Annotated in this window: 14 protein-coding genes; 4 read left to right on the forward strand and 10 right to left on the reverse strand. The window is 72.7% G+C overall.

The features are described from left to right. Positions 1-8: 8 nt before the first annotated feature. Together OHA98_RS23575 and OHA98_RS23580 are read left to right on the forward strand one after the other, a co-directional pair. Entirely contained in the window at positions 9-2,447 is a 2,439-nt protein-coding gene (locus OHA98_RS23575; RefSeq protein WP_266928732.1) for a polysaccharide lyase 8 family protein, read from the forward strand. Between the two features lie 4 nt (positions 2,448-2,451). Continuing rightward, a complete protein-coding gene (locus OHA98_RS23580) occupies positions 2,452-3,426 on the forward strand; it encodes an acetylxylan esterase (RefSeq protein ID WP_323179630.1) in 975 nt (324 codons plus the stop codon). 192 nt (positions 3,427-3,618) lie between these two features. On the opposite strand, the gene OHA98_RS23585 is transcribed toward OHA98_RS23580, so the two are convergent. The 6 genes from OHA98_RS23585 to OHA98_RS23610 all read right to left on the reverse strand — a co-directional run bounded on the left by OHA98_RS23585 (position 3,619) and on the right by OHA98_RS23610 (position 10,671). After that, a complete protein-coding gene (locus OHA98_RS23585) occupies positions 3,619-5,964 on the reverse strand; it encodes a serine/threonine-protein kinase (RefSeq protein WP_266928733.1) in 2,346 nt (781 codons plus the stop codon). 28 nt (positions 5,965-5,992) lie between these two features. Then, positions 5,993-6,883, reverse strand: a complete 891-nt coding sequence (locus OHA98_RS23590) for an oxygenase MpaB family protein (RefSeq protein ID WP_266928734.1) — start codon at positions 6,881-6,883, stop codon at positions 5,993-5,995. Positions 6,884-6,997: 114 nt separating this feature from the next. Beyond that, on the reverse strand, positions 6,998-7,738 hold the full coding sequence (locus tag OHA98_RS23595) for a trans-aconitate 2-methyltransferase (RefSeq protein ID WP_266930870.1): 741 nt from the start codon (positions 7,736-7,738) through the stop codon (positions 6,998-7,000). A gap of 134 nt (positions 7,739-7,872) precedes the next feature. Further along, positions 7,873-9,063 carry an acyl-CoA dehydrogenase family protein gene (locus OHA98_RS23600; protein ID WP_266928735.1) on the reverse strand — a complete coding sequence of 397 codons (1,191 nt, stop codon included), beginning with the start codon at positions 9,061-9,063 and terminating at the stop codon, positions 7,873-7,875. Between the two features lie 128 nt (positions 9,064-9,191). Beyond that, positions 9,192-10,349, reverse strand: a complete 1,158-nt coding sequence (locus tag OHA98_RS23605; protein WP_266928736.1) for a methyltransferase — start codon at positions 10,347-10,349, stop codon at positions 9,192-9,194. Positions 10,350-10,452: 103 nt separating this feature from the next. Beyond that, complete coding sequence (locus OHA98_RS23610) at positions 10,453-10,671, reverse strand: hypothetical protein (RefSeq protein ID WP_266928737.1); 219 nt, start codon at positions 10,669-10,671, stop codon at positions 10,453-10,455. 260 nt (positions 10,672-10,931) lie between these two features. On the opposite strand from OHA98_RS23610, the gene OHA98_RS23615 reads away from it, so the two are divergent. Then, positions 10,932-11,750 carry an endonuclease I family protein gene (locus OHA98_RS23615; RefSeq protein WP_266928738.1) on the forward strand — a complete coding sequence of 273 codons (819 nt, stop codon included), beginning with the start codon at positions 10,932-10,934 and terminating at the stop codon, positions 11,748-11,750. A 45-nt stretch (positions 11,751-11,795) separates the two neighbouring features. Here OHA98_RS23615 and glsA read toward each other — a convergent pair whose 3' ends face one another. Continuing rightward, on the reverse strand, positions 11,796-13,154 hold the full coding sequence (gene glsA / locus OHA98_RS23620) for a glutaminase A (RefSeq protein ID WP_266928739.1): 1,359 nt from the start codon (positions 13,152-13,154) through the stop codon (positions 11,796-11,798). Between the two features lie 178 nt (positions 13,155-13,332). Here glsA and OHA98_RS23625 point away from each other — a divergent pair, with 178 nt between their 5' ends. Next, on the forward strand, positions 13,333-14,451 hold the full coding sequence (locus tag OHA98_RS23625) for a chemotaxis protein (protein WP_266928740.1): 1,119 nt from the start codon (positions 13,333-13,335) through the stop codon (positions 14,449-14,451). A 154-nt stretch (positions 14,452-14,605) separates the two neighbouring features. Here the strand turns inward: OHA98_RS23625 and OHA98_RS23630 are convergent, their stop codons facing one another. From OHA98_RS23630 to OHA98_RS23640, 3 genes are all read right to left on the reverse strand, one after another. Further along, positions 14,606-16,018, reverse strand: a complete 1,413-nt coding sequence (locus tag OHA98_RS23630) for an NADP-dependent succinic semialdehyde dehydrogenase (RefSeq protein WP_266928741.1) — start codon at positions 16,016-16,018, stop codon at positions 14,606-14,608. Between the two features lie 149 nt (positions 16,019-16,167). After that, complete coding sequence (locus OHA98_RS23635) at positions 16,168-16,626, reverse strand: ATP-binding protein (protein WP_266928742.1); 459 nt, start codon at positions 16,624-16,626, stop codon at positions 16,168-16,170. A 171-nt stretch (positions 16,627-16,797) separates the two neighbouring features. Then, positions 16,798-18,897, reverse strand: coding sequence for a xanthine dehydrogenase family protein molybdopterin-binding subunit (locus OHA98_RS23640; protein ID WP_266928743.1), 2,100 nt, complete (start codon positions 18,895-18,897; stop codon positions 16,798-16,800). Positions 18,898-18,909: the final 12 nt, after the last annotated feature.

Raw genomic sequence — 18,909 nt, forward strand, 5'->3', positions numbered from 1 at the left:
CCCGCATGATGAACCGAGGCACCACCCGAGGCACTTCCCCGACCACTCCCCGGACCACGCCCCCCGGCACCACCCGGCGCACCGTTCTCGCGGGTGCCGCCGCGCTGGGCGCCGCCGCCGCGCTGCCGCTGGCTCTCGGCGGCAGCGCGCAGGCCGCCACCGGGGACGCGGCAGCGCTGCGCGTCCGCTGGCACACCCTGCTGACCGGCGGCCCCGGTCTTGACCAGAGCGACGCGCGGATCGCCGCCGCGGTCGCCCGGATCGGCCGGGCCGCGACCACCGCCGCCAAGGACCTGGACCCCACCCGTACCGACGGGCTGTTCCCCGATCTGACCAGCACGACGCTCTCCAACCACGTCACCACGTCGTTCAAGCGGCTCGCCACGGCCGCGACGGCCTGGGCGGTCCCGGGCACCCCGCAGTACGGCGACAGCGCACTGCGCGAACTGCTGCTCGGCGGCATCGACTGGATGCTGACCCACCGCTACGGCCCCGAACACACCCGGTTCGACAACGACTGGGACTGGGAGATCGGCTCCGCGCTGGCGCTCAACGACGCCTCGGTGCTGCTGTACGACGTGCTCGGCGCCGAGCGGCTGACCCGGATCACCACCGCGGTGCGGCACTACACCCCGGACCCGAACCTCTGGCGGGCCGACCGTCAGATCGCGACCGGCGCCAACCGGGTCTGGATCTCCACCGTCGTCGCCGTCAACGCCGTGCTGCGCGACGACAGCGACGCGCTGGCCCGGGTCCGGGACGCTCTTTCGGACGTCGAGGGTTCCGGTGCCAACAGCGTCCTCGCCTTCAACGGCACCGGTGGCGCGGCCGGCACCGGCGAGGGTTTCTACTCCGACGGCTCGTTCCTCCAGCACTACAAGCACCCGTACAACGGCGGCTACGGCAAGGAACTGCTCAACAACCTCTCCCGGCTGCTGAACCTGCTGGCCGGTACGGCCTGGAAGGTCACCGACCCCGATCTCGACAACGTCCGCAGCTGGGTCGACGACGGTTTCGACCCCCTGATGACCCGCGGCGACATGATGGCCTCGGTCTGCGGCCGGGAGATCGCCCGGCCCAGCAAGCAGGGCCATGTCTCGGCGCAGACGGTCATCGAGGCGGTGCTGCGGCTGATCCCGAGCTTCCCCGGCGAGAGCGGCGAACGGTTCACCGCACTGGTCAAGCAGTGGATCGCCGAGGACACCTACCGGGACTTCCTCGCGGTCACCGACCTGGCCTCGCTGGTCGCCGCCCGGAAGGTCATCGATTCCGCCGTGCCCGCCCGCGGCCCGCTGGTGGCGCACAAGCAGCACCCCCGGATGGACAAGGCGGCGCACCACAGGCCCTCGTTCGCGCTCGGTATCTCCGCGTACTCGACCCGGATCTACAACTACGAGTCGATCCAGAACGAGAACCTGCGCGCCTGGCACCTCTCCGACGGCATGGTGCTGCTGTACACGGACGACCTCGGGCACTACAGCGAGGACTACTGGCCGACCGTCGACCCGGCCAGGCTGCCCGGCACCACCGTCATCGCGGGCCGGCCGGCGGACGCGGCGGGCCAGCGCACCACCAGCACGGCCGACTGGGCGGGCGGTACCGCGCTGCCCGGGACGACACTCGGCGCCTACGGCATGGAACTGCGCGCGTTCGGCAGCACGCTGCACGGGCTGAAGAGCTGGTTCTGTCTGGACGATGTCATCGCGTGTGTCGGCTCGGGCATCACCGCGGACGCGGGCCGGGCCGAGACGGTGGTGGAGAACCGCAAGCTGCGCGACCCGAAGGCCGCGCTGCTGGTCAACGGTACGGCGGCGCCCACCGACGCGGGCTGGTCGGCGCAGCTGGACAAGGTGAGATGGCTCCATGTCGCCGGCACCGGCGGCTATGTCTTCCCCACGGCCACCACGCTGCGGGGTCTGCGCGAGGAGCGCACCGCGACCTGGCGGGAGATCAACCTCAAGTACGGCACGGACACCCCGGTGACCCGCCCGTATCTGACGCTGTGGCAGGACCACGGCACCGCGCCGAGCGACGCGGGCTACTTCTACCTCCAGGCCCCGGCCGCCTCCGCCGAGCGCACGAAGCTGCTGTCGGCCGCCCCGCCGGTGAAGCTGGTCGCGGGCTCCACCGCCGTGCACGCGGTACGCCGCTGCGCGGACGGCCTGCTCGCCGCCAACTTCTGGACCGCGGGCACCGCGCAGGAGCTCAAGGCCGACGGTCCGGCCTCGGTGCTCGTGCGCCCGGCCGGAAAGACGGTGACCGTGTCCCTGTCCGACCCGACCCAGCTGCGGTCCTCCGTGGTCATCGAGCTGACCGGGCGGGGCCTCACGCTCGCCTCGTCCGACACCGGGATCAGCGCCGCGCCCACCGCCGACGGCATCAGGATCACCGCCGACACCGCCGCGCACCACGGCGCGACCCTCAACCTCACCCTGAAGAGGAGCTAGACCCTTGCTGTTCGACATGCCCCTGGAGCGGCTGCGCGAATACCGGCCGGAGCCGCAGGAGCCGGCCGACTTCGACGCCTTCTGGGCGAAGACCCTCGCCGAGACGGAACGGCACGGCCTCGACGCCGAGTTCGTCCCGTACGACGCCGGGTTCGCGACCGTCGACGTGTTCGACGTGACGTTCCGCGGCTGGGGCGGCCAGCCGGTGAAGGCCTGGCTGATGCTCCCCAAGGCCCGCTCGGGCCCGCTGCCCGCCGTGGTGCAGTACATCGGCTACAACGGCGGCCGCGGCATCCCCTACTCCTGGCTGACCTGGAGCGCGCTCGGCTACGCCCACCTGATCATGGACAACCGGGGGCAGGGCGGCGGTGGCAAGCAGACCGCGGACACCCCGGACATCGGGCCCGAGGGACACGGTTCCTCCTCCCCCGGCTTCCTCACCCGGGGCATCGAGGACCCGTACAAGCACTACTACCGCCGGCTCATCACCGACGCGGTGCGGGCCGTCGACGCGGCGAAGGCACATGAGGCCGTGGACTCCTCCCGGGTGGCGGTCCTCGGCGGCAGCCAGGGCGGCGGGCTCGCGCTCGCCGTCGCCGGGCTGCGCGACGATCTGGCGGCGGCGGTCGCCGATGTGCCCTTCCTCTGCCACTACCGGCGCGCCTCGCAGATCACGGACGCCGGACCGTACGCGGAGATCGCCCGCTGGCTGTCGGGGCACCGCTTCCGGGCCGAGGAGGCGATGGAGACGCTGTCGTACTTCGACGGGGTCAACTTCGCGGCGCGGGCGACCGCTCCGGCGTGGTTCTCGGTGGGGCTGATGGACAAGATCTGCCCGTCCTCGACCGTGTTCGCGGCCTATCACCGCTACGCGGGACCCGCCGAGATCGAGGTGTTCACGTACAACGGGCACGAAGGCGGCGCGGAGTACGACCTGCCGCGCAAGCTCGGCGCGCTGCGGGGCGTGTTCGGCCGGTAGCGGGTCCGGCGGGGGCGGGCGTCCGGGGCGGTGCGGCAGGCACCGCCGGCCCACCGGGCGTCCGCCCCCGCGGCGCTTCCCGGCACGGTGCGGTGCGCCGCGGCGTGCCGTGCCGTGCCGTGCCGTGCCGTGCCGTGCCGTGCCGGAAGCTGTGCCGTACGGAGAGCTGTGCCGAGCACGGGTGCCGTGGGCTCAGTGCGGCGGGAGACCGCGCTGGCCGCGTCGCGCGGCGACCGACCGGTACAGCTCCGCCGCCTCACCCGTCCGCCCGAGCTGTTCCAGGCAGTGGGCCTCGTCGTTCCGGCTGGCCAGGGCGTCGGGATGGTCCGCGCCCAGTACGCGGACGCGGGCCTCGGCGACCTCCCGGTAGACCGTGAGGGCCTCCGCCCAACGGCCCAGCCAGCCGAGACCCACGGCGATCTCGCGGCGGCTGATGAGGGTGTCGAGGTGACCGGGGCCCAGCGTCCGCTCCCGGAGCGCGCACACCTCGCGCGCCTCGGCGAGCGCCTCCTCCCAGCGGGACATCCGCCCCAGGTTGACCCCGAGTCCGTGCCGGGCGCGCAGGGTCTCCGCGTCGGCGGGCCCGTTGATCCTGGTCCGGTCCGTGACCAGACCGCGGTACAGCTCCAGGGCATCCGCGCCGAGGCCCAGCCTGCCGAGGCTGATGCCGATCTCGTAGCGGGCGGAGAGGGTGTCGGGGTGATCGGCGCCGAGCGTGACGGCGCGGGCCCGCGCCACCTCCCGGTACGTCGCCAGCGCGTCCTCCCAGCGCCCCAGCTGACCGAGGGTGTACGCCACTTCGTACAGGGTGACGAGGGTGTCGGGGTGCGCCGGGCCGAGCAGCCGGGCGCGGGCGTCGGCCACCTCCCGGGCCATCCGGCAGGACTCCTCCAGGCGCCCGAGCCTGCTGAGGTTGTACGCCAGGTTGTGGCGGCAGCGCAGCGTGTCCGGGTGATCGTGGCCCATGGAGCGCTCACGGGAGGCGAGGACGGCCGCGTACACCCGGTGGGCGTCGAGGTGCCGGCCGAGCCTGCCCAGCACGTACGCGGTCTCCTGGCGGGCGGCCAGAGTCTCCGGATGGTCCGGGCCCAGGGTGCGTTCGCGGCCCTCGGCGACCCGGCCGAACTCCCGCAGGGCATCGGCGGCACGGTCCGTGCGGCTGAGGGCGAACCCGGTCTCGTACCGGCTGGCGAGCGTGTCGGGGTGATCGGGGCCGAGCGCCTGTTCGCGCGCGACGGCGACGGCGCGGTGCGCCTCGCCCGCCTCCTCCCAGAGCCCGCGACGGCTCAGGGCGACGCCCGCGCCGTGGCGTGCGGCGAGGGCGGCGAGCAATCCGGGCGGGGGGCCGTTGCCGGGCAGGGCGGCGGGTGCGGTCGTGGGGCACCCCGGCAGGCCGGACGGGTCGGCGTCCGACGGGGCCGGCAGCACGGTGCCGGCCGTCCACTGCCCGGTCAGCCCGGCCGAGTGGTCGGGCAGGTGCGCGCCGGGCCGCGGCCCGGCGGTCGCCTTGTGGCCCGTGGTCATGTTGCGCGTCCAGGCCGGCAGGGCCGGCTCCCGGACGGCGGGCGGACGGGCCGGATGCGGGACCGGAACGGGCAGGGCCGGGACGGACGGGGCCAGTGCCTGCGGAGTGCGGGCCTGCGCGGCCAGGTGGACCCGCCCGGGTACACCGGCGTACGGCTGCTCGCCCGTGCGCCCGAGCACGATCCTGCGGCGCAGGTCGCCCGCGTCGCTCGGCCGTCCGTCGGGCGTCTTGGCCAGCAGGTCGAGGACGACGCGGTCGAGGAAGCCCGGAAGTTCGGCGCGGTGGCTGCGCAGGGGTTCCGGCGGGGTGTCACGGTGTCCGACGAGGATGGACCAGGCGTCGTCCAGGTCGAACGGCGGTACGCCCGTGGCGATCTCGTACAGCACGCAGCCCAGCGAGTAGAGGTCGCTGCGGTGGTCCACCTGGCCGCCGCTGATCTGCTCGGGCGACATGTAGTGCGGGGTGCCCATGGCGATGCCGGTGCCGGTGAGACGCGAGGTGAAGCCGATCTCCCGGCCGAGCCTGGCGATGCCGAAGTCGCAGATCTTCACCGTGCCGTCGGCGAGACGCATGATGTTGGCGGGCTTGAGGTCCCGGTGCACGATGCCCTGCTGATGGGTGTACCCGAGGGCGTCGGCGACCTGTTCCGCGATGTCGACGACGTCCTCGACGGGCAGGGGGTGCTGCCTGTTCCCCTCCAGGAGCTGGCTCAGGTTGCTCCCGTCCAGGAGCTCCATCACCAGGAAGAGCACGCCCTCGTGCTCGCCGAAGTCATGGACGACGGTGACGCCGCGGTGCTGGAGCGAGGCGGCCACCCGGGCCTCGCGCCGGAAGCGTTCGCGCAGTATGCGGGTGAAGGACTGGTCGTGCTGGGATCCCACCGGCTTGAGGCACTTGACGGCGACCTGGCGGCCGAGCGACTCGTCCCGCGCCCGCCACACCTCGCCCATGCCACCGCGCCCGATCACATCGAGCAGCCGGTACCGGCTCTGGATCAGCCTGGTGTCCGCCATCGCCTGCTTCTCGCCCCCGTCGCTCCGTCTACGCCCGCGCCCTCCCCGGCCCCTCGTCCAGTATGGCTTCCTGCCTGCGGAGTTTGTACGGGGTGGGGCGGCTTCCGGGGCCGAGTCGTGCCATCGCCTTCAGAATGTGTCCGGGCGGCAGTTGCCAGCGCAGCCGGGCGGGGATGGCACGCAGGGCGGTACCGGCGGCGCGCAGACGGCGGTCGACGACCTCCGGGGGCGGCGCCGGACGGCCGTACAGCTCATGGGCGTACGAGGGCAGCGACTGGTAGGCGAGTGCCGCCACGCGCCGCCAGAGCACCGCACGCGCCGGAACCAGCAGGGGATGAACGGGCGGGTTGCACAGGAAGTCATCGACATCCGACGCCTCCTCCCCTGCGGCGAGTTCGTGGCGCACCCGGTCGAAGTAGTCCGTGAGCCCGGCGGTGGAGGCCGGCACACGGTCCGGATCGAGTCCGACGAGGCGGGCGCTCCGGCGGTGTTCGTCGACGTAGCGGTCGGCGAGGGCGTCGGTCAGCGGGTAGCCGGAGCGGCGTTCGACCTGGAGGTAGGAGTCGACCTCGGCGCAGTGCACCCAGAGGAGCAGTTCCGGTTCGTCGATGCCGTAGGTCTCGCCGGTCGCCGGGTCGGTGGCCTTGAGGGCACGGTGTATCTTGCGGACCCTGGCACCGGCCTTCTCGGCGGCGGGGGTGGTGCCGTAGGTGAGGGTGCCGACGAACGAGGCGGTGCGCATCAGCCTCCCCCAGGCGTCCTCGCGGAAGTCGGAATTCTGCATGACACCCCGGACGGCGCGCGGGTGCAGTGCCTGGAGGTACAACGCCCGCACTCCCGCGACCCACATCATCGGGTCGCCGTGCATCTGCCAGGTGACCGATCGGGGCCCGAAGAGCCCCGGGTCCATGTCGTCCATCCGCTTCTGCCTCCCGCTCGGTGACCCAGGTCTGGCGTTGGCACGTCCGTACACTGTGCCCCTCGGGCACCCGGTGCGCGAGGGCCGCGCGGTGACGCGGGCCACGGGCCGGCCTCAGCCGCGGCGGGCGACCGTGACGATCTCCCGGCTGTCCCCGGTGACAGGTCCCCGGTGCCAGTCGCCGTACTGCGCCTCGATCAGGAAGCCCGCCCCGCCGAGGAACCGGCCGAGCGCCGCGACATCGAGGAACCGCAGGCTCTCGCGGAGCACGCGGAGCACGGTGCCGTCCGGCTCGGCCACCGTCCCGCGGAGCGTGACCACATCACCGGTGACGGATTCGACGTCGTGCCAGTAGCGCAGGGCACGGCCGTCCTCGTGGACGACATCGACGATGTCGTCCGGGTTCGCCGGGGTCCACCCCTCCCAGGCCCGTGCCCGCGGATGCCTGGTGTCGAAGACGAAGCGGCCACCCCGGCGCAGCGTCCCGTGGATCGCGGCGAGCGAGGAGCGCACATCGTGATCGGTGAGCAGGTTCTGGAACGCGTGGCCGGTCATCGTCGCCAGCGCGAATCCGGCGCCGCTCCTCGCGTCCGCCGCGGTGCCCTCGATCCACTCGACATCGGCCCTGCGCCGGGCCCGCTCCAGCGCGGCACGATCGGGGTCCAGCCCGGCGAGCCGGCCCCGATGGCCCCGCTCACGTGCGAGCCGCAGCATGGCCCCGGTGCCGCAGCCGATGTCCAGCACCGACTCCGCGTCCATGACCAACGGGAAGTAGAAGCCGTCCTCGGCCCGTCGGACGGGCTCCCACGGGTTCAGCACGTCGTACAGCGCGGCCACATCAGCGTCGGAGAACACCGCGACAGTGTCCGCCAAGTCACCTTCCGCATCAAGCGATTACTCCGCCGATCACTCCGTGCGGAACGGGGGACCGTCATCCGTGCCCGCCCTCCGTCTCCTGTGGCCCGCCGCACATCCTCGTCGTGGCACGTTCATCGCCGTACCCGCGGCATCCCGAGGCCGATCCACGAGATGATCTCCCGCTGGATCTCGTTGTTGCCCCCGCCGAAGGTGAAGATGACGGCGGACCGGTAGCCGCGTTCGAGTTCGCCGTGCAGGACGGCGCCCGCCGAGCCTTCCTTGAGCGGCCCCGCCGAACCGACGACCTCCATCAGCCAGGCGTACGCGTCGCGGCGCGCCTCGGAGCCGTACACCTTGACGGCCGAGGCGTCCTGCGGGGTGAGGGTGCCGTCCTGGAGGGCGGAGACCATCTGCCAGTTGAGGAGCTTCATCGCGTCGAGCCGGGTGTGGGTGCGGGCCAGCAGGGCCCTGACCCAGCCGAGGTCGACGACCCGGCGGCCGTCGGCCAGCTTGGTGCCGAAGGCCCAGCGCTGGACGTTGTGCAGGGCGCGGACGGCCATGGTGCCGTGGGCGGCGAGGGTGACGCGTTCGTGGTTGAGCTGGTTGGTGATGAGCCGCCAGCCCTTGTTCTCGTCGCCGACACGGCGGGAGACGGGGACCTCGATGTTCTCGTAGTAGCTGGCGGTGGTGTCGTGCGAGGCGAGGGTGTTGATCAGGGTGCAGGAGTAGCCGGGGTCGCTCGTCGGGACCAGCAGCATGGTGATGCCCTTGTGCGGCGGGGCGTCGGGGTCGGTGCGCACGGCGAGCCAGACCCAGTCGGCGGTGTCGCCGTTGGTGGTCCAGATCTTCTGTCCGTCGACGATGTAGCGGCCGGTCTCCTCGTCCCCCTCGCGGACCGCGCGGGTCCGGAGCGCGGCGAGGTCGGTGCCCGCGTCGGGTTCGCTGTAGCCGATCGCGAAGTCGATCTCCCCCGAGAGCACCTTCGGCAGGAAGTACGCCTTCTGTTCATCGGTGCCGAACTGCATGATCGTCGGTCCGACGGTGTTGAGGGCCATCAGCGGCAGCGGTACGCCGGCCTGGGCGGCCTCGTCGAAGAAGATGAACTGTTCCATCGGGGACAGCCCGCGTCCGCCGTACTCCTCGGGCCAGCCGACACCGAGCCAGCCGTCGGTGCCGAGCCGGCGGACGGTCTCGCGGTAGAAGCGTTTCTGGGCGGCGGGCTCCGCGTAGCGCGCATAGGCGTTGTCGGGAACCAGGCCGGCGAAGTACGTGCGCAGTTCGGCGCGCAACTGCTGCTGCTCAGACGTGTATTCGAGGTGCACGGCCCCTCCAGAGTCTCGCGTTCGCGTCGCCCGTGTGCGGCGGCGCACACAGTAGAACGTGTTGCAAGAATCTGGAAGGGCGGCGGACGGGCGAGGACCGGGGAGCCGGAAGGCTCCGCGGACCGCCGTCAGCGCTTGACGGCGCGCAGGACGACGAACTTCGGGTCACCGGCCACGGTGGAGCAGTTGCCGAAGATACGGCGCAGCTGGGTGTGGTGGCCGAGGTGGCGGTTGCCGACGACCCAGAGCTCGCCGCCCTGCCGCAGCGCGGTGCGGGCGCCGTGGAACATGTTCCGGGCGGTCGCGTCGGTGGTGGCCAGATGGGAGTGGAAGGGCGGGTTGTTGAGCACCAGGTCCACGCTGCCCGGGGCGAGGTCCGCGAGGCCGTCGCCGACGATGAAGTCGGCCTTGGCGCCGGCCGGAGCGTTGGCCCGGAAGGTGGCCTCGGCCGAGGCCACCGCCTGGTAGGACTCGTCGATGAAGGTGACGGCCGCCCCGGGGTTGCCGAGCGCGGCGGACAGGCCGAGCACCCCGTTACCGCAGCCGAGGTCGACGACGTGCTCGGGGCCGGTCCGTGCGGGCAGATGACCGAGGAAGAAGCGGGTGCCGATGTCGAGGCGTTCGGCGCAGAAGATCCCCGCGTGGTTGGTCACGGTCAGGCCGGAGACGGCGCCGACATCGGCGGGCAGGTCGTAGCGGTACGGCCAGGGGCTGGGCACCGCGGCCCGGTCCGGGTCGGGGGTGCAGAGGATCAGGCGCGCCTTCTTCACCGCGAGCGAAGTGCGGGTCGGCCCGATGATCCGCTCGAAGAGCTTGAGCGTGGAGGTGTGGATCTCCTTGACCATGCCGGTGCCGATGACCACGGTGCCTGCATGGACGGCGGGCGCCACCCGGTGCAGCTGGTCCTCCAGGAACGCGAGGCTCTTGGGCACCCGCACCAGCAGGACGTCGATCCGGTCCGGCGGGGTGTCGCGGGCGGACAGCAGCCCCACCCCGTCCGCGTCGGCGCCGTTGCGGGCGAGGTTCGCCAGGGTGGCGCGCCGGGTGAGATACGAGTCGGTGATCTGTACGGGGTGCTCGCCGGCGAGCGCCGTGGTCAGAGCGCCCCAGCGGTCGCCCACGACGACGACCGTGCCGGAGAGGTCCACGGGCGCCCCGGTGCCGGGGTCCGCCAGTTGCCGCAGCAGATACTCATCGGCGGCGTCCCACGCGCGGAACGGGTCGCGCGGGTGCTCGGGGAAGCGGGCGAGGTCGAGAACGCCCTGTGACGTCGTCAAACGGTTCATTGTGCACTCAGGCTAGCCGAGCGCCGGGGAAACATCCGGGGGCGCCCCACACGCCCCCGGATGTCCGGCGGCCCCCGTACCGGCCCGTCCCCCGCCCCGGCCGTTACGGAAGCCGCTTGTCGATGGCGGACCGCCCCTCGGCGGCCAGCTTGCGCCGTGCCCACTCCAGCGTCTGCGGTGTCAGGTCCCGCCCCGAGGCGAGCACCAGGTCCTCCGCCGTCGGCTGATCACTCCCGCCCGTGTGCAGCAGCCGGTCGGGAGTCACCCCCTGCCCCTCGGGCACGGCCGTGGTCACGGATACGGATTCGGGCTCTTCGCTCATGCCGCCTCCTCGTCCTTGCGGCAATTCTCGCTCCGCGCGGGCGTGGCCGCATCCGAGGGCGGAACCGCCCCCGGCCTCTTCCCGGGGCGCCGCCGCCGCACCCTCACTTGACCTGCACATGATAGGTACGCAGCGTTCACACACGGGTCACTGTGCGTGTGGAAGGCTCCCGGCTGACCACACATCACACCGCGACCGCGGCACCGCCTCCACCCAGTGGCGGCGTCGTGTCACCCGTGTTTCCGGAGAGGACACCCCACATGTCCCGTCGTCATCTGTTCTACGCGCGTCCACTGCTGGCCACCGCGGCCACCGTGGCCGTGCTCGCGGGCACCGCGGCCGCCGCGCCCGCCCAGGCCCTGCCGGACGGGGCGGCAGCCTCGTCCACCGCCCTCGACGACACGTACTACCAGGACGCCCTCGGCAAGACCGGCACCGAACTCAAGGGCGCCCTGCACACGATCATCAGCGACCAGACCAAGCTCTCCTACAGCCAGGTGTGGAACGCCCTCAAGGAAACCGACGAGGATCCCGCCAACACCTCCAACGTCATCCTTCTCTACACCGGGCGCTCCCAGTCCAAGAACGACAACGGCGGCAACACGAACCAGTGGAACCGGGAGCACGTCTGGGCCAAGTCGCACGGCGACTTCGGCACCGCGACCGGTCCGGGCACCGACATCCACCACCTGCGCCCGACCAACGTGAAGGTCAACTCCACCCGCGGCAACAAGGACTTCGACAACGGCGGCAGCGAACTCGGCGACGCGCCGGGCAACTACACCGACAGCGACTCCTTCGAGCCGCGCGACGCGGTCAAGGGCGATGTCGCCCGCATGATCCTCTACATGGCGGTGCGCTACGAGGGAGACGACTCCTTCGCCGACCTCGAACCCAACGAGCGGGTCGGCAACGGCTCGGCCCCGAACATCGGCAAGCTGTCCGTGCTGAAGCAGTGGAGCCAGGAAGACCCGCCGGACACCTTCGAGAAGCGGCGCAACGACGTCATATTCGACCAGTACCAGCACAACCGGAACCCGTTCATCGACCACCCCGAGTGGGTCGAGGCCATCTGGTAGAAGAACCGTTCCGGCACACTCCCCCGGCGCGGGCGGGCATCCGCCTCACCTCGCCGGGGGTGTGTCCGGCGCGTGCGCGCACCGCCGGACGGCCTCCTCCCGGGAGGCGTAGCGCGGCAGGTCCTGCCCGGTCCGCTCGCGGACGAGGTCCGGCGGACCGAGGCGGTCGGCCGGGTCGACGACCGCCGCGCGCCGCCCGTCGCCCGCGAGCCGGCGCAGTCCGGAGTGCAGTGTCGCCAGGGCCACCGAGTCGATGGAGGTGACATCGCTCAGGTCGAGCACGACGGAGCCGCTCCGGTCCGGTCCGGACTCGTCCAGGGCGTACAGCACCCGTTCCGCGGCGGGGAAGTCGAGGGCACCCTGCGCGGCCACGACCCCCACCCGTTCGCGCAGGGCGCGTTCGCGGCCGCCGGCGGGCGCCGAGGGCAGATCGTCGGCGGTGGTGACGAGGGCGACGGTGGAGCCGGGCAGCGCCGGATTGTTCATGAGGTGGAGTCCGAGCCGCCGCGACAGCGCGCCGAGCGCGGCGTGGCCGCGGACCGATGTGCCGGACGCGTCCAGCGGCGGGCTGTAGGTGGCCAGGCCGAATCGCGCCGGACCCGCCGCGATCAGCCCTCCCGACACACCGCTCTTGGCCGGCAGCCCGACCCGCAGCAGCCAGTCGCCGGAGGAGTCGTACATTCCGCAGGTGGCCATGACGGCGAGCACCTGCGCCGCGACCCGCGCCGAGACCACGGTGTCGCCCGTGTACGGGTTGACGCCGCCATGGGCCAGGGTCGCGGCCATCGTGGCGAGATCGACGGCGGTGGCCCGCACGGCGCACTGCCGGAAGTACGTTTCCACCGCCGCCACGGGGTCGACGGGCAGGGTTCTGGCGCTGCGCAGCAGATAGGCGAGCGCGCGATTGCGGTCCCCCGTCGCCGCCTCGGAGGCGTACACCTCCTCGTCGACGTCCAGCGGCCGTCCGGCGAAGCGGCCCAGGCAGCCCAGGATCCGGTCGAACGCGGGCTCGTCCGGGCTGTCGGGGACCAGTGCGGTGGTGACGATGGCACCGGCGTTGACCATGGCGTTGGCGGGCCGCCCGGTCACCGGTTCCAGGCTGATGGCGTTGAAGGCCTCGCCGCTCGGTTCGGCGCTCACCCAGCGGCCCACCTCGTCGAGCCCGAGGACGGACAGGGCGAGCGCGTAGACGAAGGGCTTGGAGACCGACTGGAGGGTGAAGGGGACATCCGCCTCGCCCGTGCTGTAGCGGTGCCCGTCCATGCTGACCAGGGCCAGCCCGAAGGCGTCCGGGTCGGCGAGGGCCAACTGCGGGATGTAGTCGGCCGGTTCTCCCTCGCGTACGCCGATGAACTCGGCACGCAGTTCACGCAGGGCGCCGGTCACGGCATCGGCGGCGCTCACGTCGCGGGGTTCTGCGGGGAACTGTTCCGGTTCACGGACCCTCCGTCCGTCCAGGGCCGTCCGTCCAGGGCCATACCCACCGACCACCAATTCGCCCATATTAGGTTGAAAAGGTATGAATTGACTCGTTGATTCCCCCGCTCCATCCGGGAGCGGGGGCGAGCCCCCGGAGGGAACGATGGATACGGACGCCCTGACCGCCGGTCTGTTGCAGGAGCTGCGGGCGACCAGGCCCTATCCGGCCGTGTCCCTGACCATGCCGACCCATCGGCGGGCGCCGGACAACGCCCAGGACGCGGTAAGGCTGCGCAATCTGGTGGCGGAGGCCGGCGGCCGGCTGGACGCCGATCCGCGGGTGACCCGTGAGGCCGCCGCCGCCGTCAAGGGACAGCTGGACCGCGCGGTCACCGAGGTGGACCCGCGCCGGGCGCTGGACTCCCTGGTCATCCTGGCCACGGCCGAGGAGTACCAGATCTGGCAGCTGCCCCGTACCGCACCCGAACGGGTGGTTCTGAGCGACACCTACCTCACCCGCAACCTCGTCGCCGCGAAGGCCCAGGCCCGGCCGTTCTGGGTGCTCACGGTCGCCGCCGACCACGCGGCCCTGTGGAGCGGCACCGCGGACGGCGTCCGTCCGGAGGAGCGGGGCGGGTTCCCGGTGACCGCCCCCAAGGAACCCCCGAACCCGCAGCGCGAGGAGCGGATCGGCGACACCCCGAGCACCTTCAGCGACGAGGAGACCCGGCAGTTCCTGCGCACGGTCGACGAGAAGCTGCGCGGAGTGCTCGCCACCGACCCGCGCCCGCTGTACCTCGTCGGCCTGGCACCCGCGCTCGCGCTGTTCGACGAGGTGGGTGAGTGCGGCAGGTCGGCCGCCGGCCGGGTCACCAAGGGGGCGCCCGCCGACATCCCGCCGGCCGAGCTGCTCAAGGAGCTGCGCCCCGCCCTGAGGGAAGGGTCCGGGCAGCGGGCGGCCGAGATCGACACCCGGCTCGAGCACGCACGCGGCAGCCGCGCGTTCGCCGGCGGACTCGACGAGGTGTGGGCGGCGGTGCGGGAGGGCCGCGCCGGGCTCGTCGCGGTCGAGGAGCATGTCCAGCGGACCGTCAGGGTCACCGAAGAGCACCTGGAGCCGGTGACCGGGGACGAGAGTGCGCGGTCGGCGGACGGGCAGGTGCGCGAGGACATCGTGGACGAGCTCGTCGAGGCGGCCCTGGACAACGGCGCCGACGTCGTGTTCGTCGCCGACGACTCCCTCACCGAGCACGGCCGGATCGCTGCGGCCCTGCGCTACTGAGGCCCCGGCCTGCCGCCCCGCCCGTCCGCCCCCGGCCCCGCTCGGCCCGCCCCGCGGCGTTCAGAGGCCGCGGGGGGGGGCCGAGCGGCAGGCCCGGGTCAGCTCGACGGGCGCGGGGTGGAGGAGCCGGCCGTGCCGCGGACGGTGACCCGGGCTACGGGTGGACGGGGCCGTACCAGACCGTGGTGGCGTTGCAGAACTCGCGGATCCCGTGCCCGGCGAGCTCCCGCCCGTAGCCGGAGCGCTTCACTCCGCCGAAGGGCAGCGCGGGGTGCGAGGCCGTCATCCCGTTGAAGAAGACGCCGCCCGCCTCCAGGTCGCGTACACAGCGGTCCATCTCCGCCGGGTCCCGCGTCCAGACGTTGGAGCTGAGCCCGAAGGGGGTGTCGTTGGCCAGGTGCACCGCTTCGTCCAGGTCGGCTACGCGGTAGAGCGTGGCGACGGGGCCGAAGGCCTCCTCGTGGTGGATGCGCATCGACGCGGTGATCCCGGCGAGCACCGTGGGGAGGTAGAAGAAGCCCCGGTCCAGGCCGGCGCCCAGGTTCCCGGGCCTGCTCCCGCCGCACAGCACGCTCGCGCCCCGGTCGACGGCGTCGTCGACGAGTGCCTCCAGATCGGTGCGGCCCTGCTCGCTGGAGAGCGGGCCGACGTCGGTGGTCTCCTCCAGGGGGTCCCCGACGGTCAGCGCGGTCATGCCCGCGGTGAAGTGCTCGGCGAACGCGTCGTACACGTCCGTGTGCACGATGAAACGCTTGGCGGCGATGCACGACTGGCCGTTGTTCTGCACACGCGCCGTCACCGCCGTCGCGGCCGCCTGTTCGATGTCCGCCGACGGCATGACCAGATAGGGGTCGCTGCCGCCCAGTTCCAGTACGGTCTTCTTCACCTCGTCGCCCGCGACCGCCGCGACGGCGCGTCCGGCCGGTTCGCTGCCGGTCAGGGTGGCGGCGGCGACGCGGCTGTCACGCAGGACCGCCTCGACGGCTCCGGAGCCGATGAGCAGCGTGCGGAAGCAGCCGGCGGGGAAGCCCGCACGGCGGAACAGGTCCTCCAGGTACAGGGCGGTCCGCGGGACGTTCGAGGCGTGCTTCAGCAGTCCGACGTTGCCCGCCATCAGGGCGGGCGCGGCGAAGCGCACCACCTGCCACAGCGGGAAGTTCCACGGCATCACGGCGAGGACGACGCCCAGCGGACGGTAGCGGACGAGGGCCCGGGAGGCGCCGGCGTCGTGCGCGTCGGCGTCCGTGGGGTGTTCGTCGGCCAGCAGCCGTTCGGCGTTGGCGGCGTACCAGCGCATCGCCTTGACGCATTTGGCGGCCTCCGCGCGGGCCGCCCCGACGGGCTTGCCCATCTCGGTGGTCATGGTGCGGGCGATCTCGTCACGGTCCCCGTCCAGCAGGTCGGCGGCCCGGTTCAGCCAGCCCGCCCGCTCGGCGAAGGTGGTGGCGCGGTACTGGCCGAAGGTGGTCCGGGCGGCGACGAGCCTGCGCTCGATCTCCTCCCCGTCCAGCGCGTCGTAGGTCTCGATCAGTTCGCCGTTCGCGGGGTTGACCGTCGCGATGGGCATGGCAGTGGCCTCCTTGCCTCGGTACTCCGACCGTGCCGTGCCACGCCGGGCGGCGCAACGCGGCGCCTCGCCGCACGCGCCCGGCCGACGCGGATCACCCGTGCCCCGGGCACCGGATCCGCGTCCGCCGGAGAGCCGCGCGCGGCGCCTCACACCAGCGCGGCGAGGGGCTGGAGCCGGGACTCACCCGTTCCGGGCAGGGGCGTGTGCGGGAGCAGTCCCGCGGTGCGCGGCGCCTCGGCGTAGCGCGTGAACCAGACCACTTTGCCCTCGGCGGTCCGGCAGGTGCCCCAGCTGTCGCTCAGGGCCATCACCCGGCTCAGTCCCCCACCGGCGCCGAGCAGCCGGGGCATCTCGCGGCCGTTGTCCGCGACGGACACCGTGAGGTGCCGTCCCGTCCAGCGGAGCTCGATGACGCACTCGTTGTCGTCACCGACATGCCGGTGGACATTGGTCAGGAGCTCGTCCAGCGCCCGGCACACCGGCCGGACCTGCAGATCAAGGCTCCAGTGGCGCAGGTGTGCGGCGACGATCCGCCGCAGCTGGGCAGCACGCTCAGCCGATACCTGCAGTTCGACCAGGTAGTGCCGGTCGAGTGGAACGGTCATCGTCGAGGCTCCTCACCGCGAGGCCCACGTGCTTCACCCCGGTGAACCACCGACCCCCGAATACGAAGCGTGAGCACCTATCACTTCTGGGTCACTCATTAGAGTGACCCGGGGGTGTCGAACGCGCAACAGATGGGCCGGATGCCCCGATGAGTGGATGCCGCGCGGCCCTCAGAGCAGATAGGGCAGCAGCCTGTCCGGCGTGAGCGGGAGTTCGCGCAGCCGCGCCCCGGTGGCGTGGCGCACGGCGTTCCCGATGGCGGCGGCGGTGCCGACGATGCCGATCTCGCCGATGCCCTTGCTGCCCATGGGGTTGAGGTGCGGGTCGTCCTCGTCGATCCAGTGCGCCTGGATGTCGGGCACGTCCGCGCTGACCGGCACATGGTACGAGGCGAGGTCGCTCTGGGTGAAGTCACCGAAGGCGGGGTCCATGGTGCTCCCCTCGGTCAGCGCCATACCGAGACCCATGACCATGCCGCCGATGAACTGGGACCGTGCGGTACGGGAGTTGAGGATGCGCCCGGCCGCGTACACACCGAGCAGCCGCCGCACGTGGACCTCTCCCGTGACCGTGTCGACGGCCGTCTCGGCGAAGTGGGCACCGAAGGCGTGCCGTGCGTAGGGGGATTCCCCGGAGGTCTCCTGTTCGGTGTCGGCGGTGACGGTGAGGCCTTCGGCGGGGAGCGGCCCCGTACGCGCCTCCAGCCGTGCGGCCAGGGCGGTGGCCGCCTTGTGCACCGCCCAGCCCCAGGAGGCCGTGCCCGAGGAGCCGCCGGCCAGGGGGGCGGTGGGCAGGTCGCTGTCGCCGATGGCGATACGGACGCTCTCCACCGGTGCGCCGAGGGCGGACGCCGCGATCTGCGCGAGGACCGTGCGCGCGCCGGTGCCGATGTCGGTGGCGTTGACCGCGACGAGGTAGCCGCCGTCGGGGGCCGCGTGCGCCGACGCGGTGGAGGGGGCGACGAGCACGGGGTACGTCGCCGAGGCCACCCCGGTGCCCAGCAGCCACCGCCCTTCCTCCCGGGCGGCGGGTGCGGGGTCCCGGTCGTACCAGCCGAAGCGTTCCGCGCCCTCGCGCAGACAGGCGGCCAGGCCCCTGCTGCTGAACGGCCGGCCGCTGTCCGGTTCGCTCGCCGGTTCGTTGCGCAGCCGCAGTTCGACCGGGTCGACACCGAGCGCGCAGGCCAGTTCGTCCATCGCCGACTCCAGCGCGTACATCCCGGAGGCCTCCCCGGGTGCGCGCATCCAGGACGGGCTGGGGACGTCGAGGGCGGTCACCCGGTGGGTCGTGCGGCTGTGCGGCGAGATGTACATCGTGCGCGCGGGCACCGCCGCCTGCTCGACGAACTCGGTGACGGTGGAGGTGTGGGTGACCACCTCATGGGCGAGCGCGCCGATGATCCCGTCGAGGTCGGCGCCGAGCCTCACCCGCTGCACGGTGGGCGGGCGGTGCCCGACCACCGCCGCCAACTGCCTTCGGGGCAGTGCCAGTTTGACCGGACGGCCGGTGTGGCGGGCAGCCATGACGGCGAGCACCACCTGCGGGCGCGGGGTGCCTTTGCAGCCGAAGCCGCCGCCGACGTGCTCGGAGACGACGGTGATCCGCGAGGGTTCGAGGCCGAAGGTCCGGGCGAGGCTGTCGCGCACCCGGGTCGAACCCTGGCTGGAGTCGTGGACGGTCAGATGCCCGTCGGCCCACACCGCCGTGGAGGCGTGCGGCTCCATGGGGTGGTTGTGCAGGGCGCCGAGCCGGTACGTCGCGTCGATCTGTACGGGCGCCGCCGCGAACACCGCGTCGAAGTCGCCGCGTTCCCGGACGGCCGGATGGCCGCCGTTGGCCTGCTCCGGGGTGTAGAGGCCCGGGTGGTCGTCGGTGAGCGTGACGTCGTACGCCGGGGCACGCTCGTACTCGACCCGCAGGGCCTCGGCCCCCTCCCGGGCCGCCTCGGGGCTGTCCGCCACCACGAGGGCGATGTGCCAGCCGCGGTGCGGGACGCGGTCGTCCTGGAGCACGGCGAGCACCGGGTCGTCGGGGTCCTTGAGCCGCGGGGCGTTCTCGTGCGTGAGGACCGTGCGCACGCCCGGGAGCGCGAGGGCGTCGGCGGTGCGCACGGCGACGACGCGCCCGGCGGCGACGGTGGCGGGGACGGGGACGGCGTACAGGCAGCCGGGCGGGGTGTGCTCCGCCGCGTAGCGCGCGCTGCCGGTGACCTTGTCCAGTGCCTCGCGGCGGACGACGGGCGCACCGGGCGGCTGGGGGGCGTGGCTCATGGCGGGAGTCCT

This window comes from Streptomyces sp. NBC_00654, from assembly GCF_026341775.1.
Classification (GTDB): Bacteria; Actinomycetota; Actinomycetes; order Streptomycetales; family Streptomycetaceae; genus Streptomyces.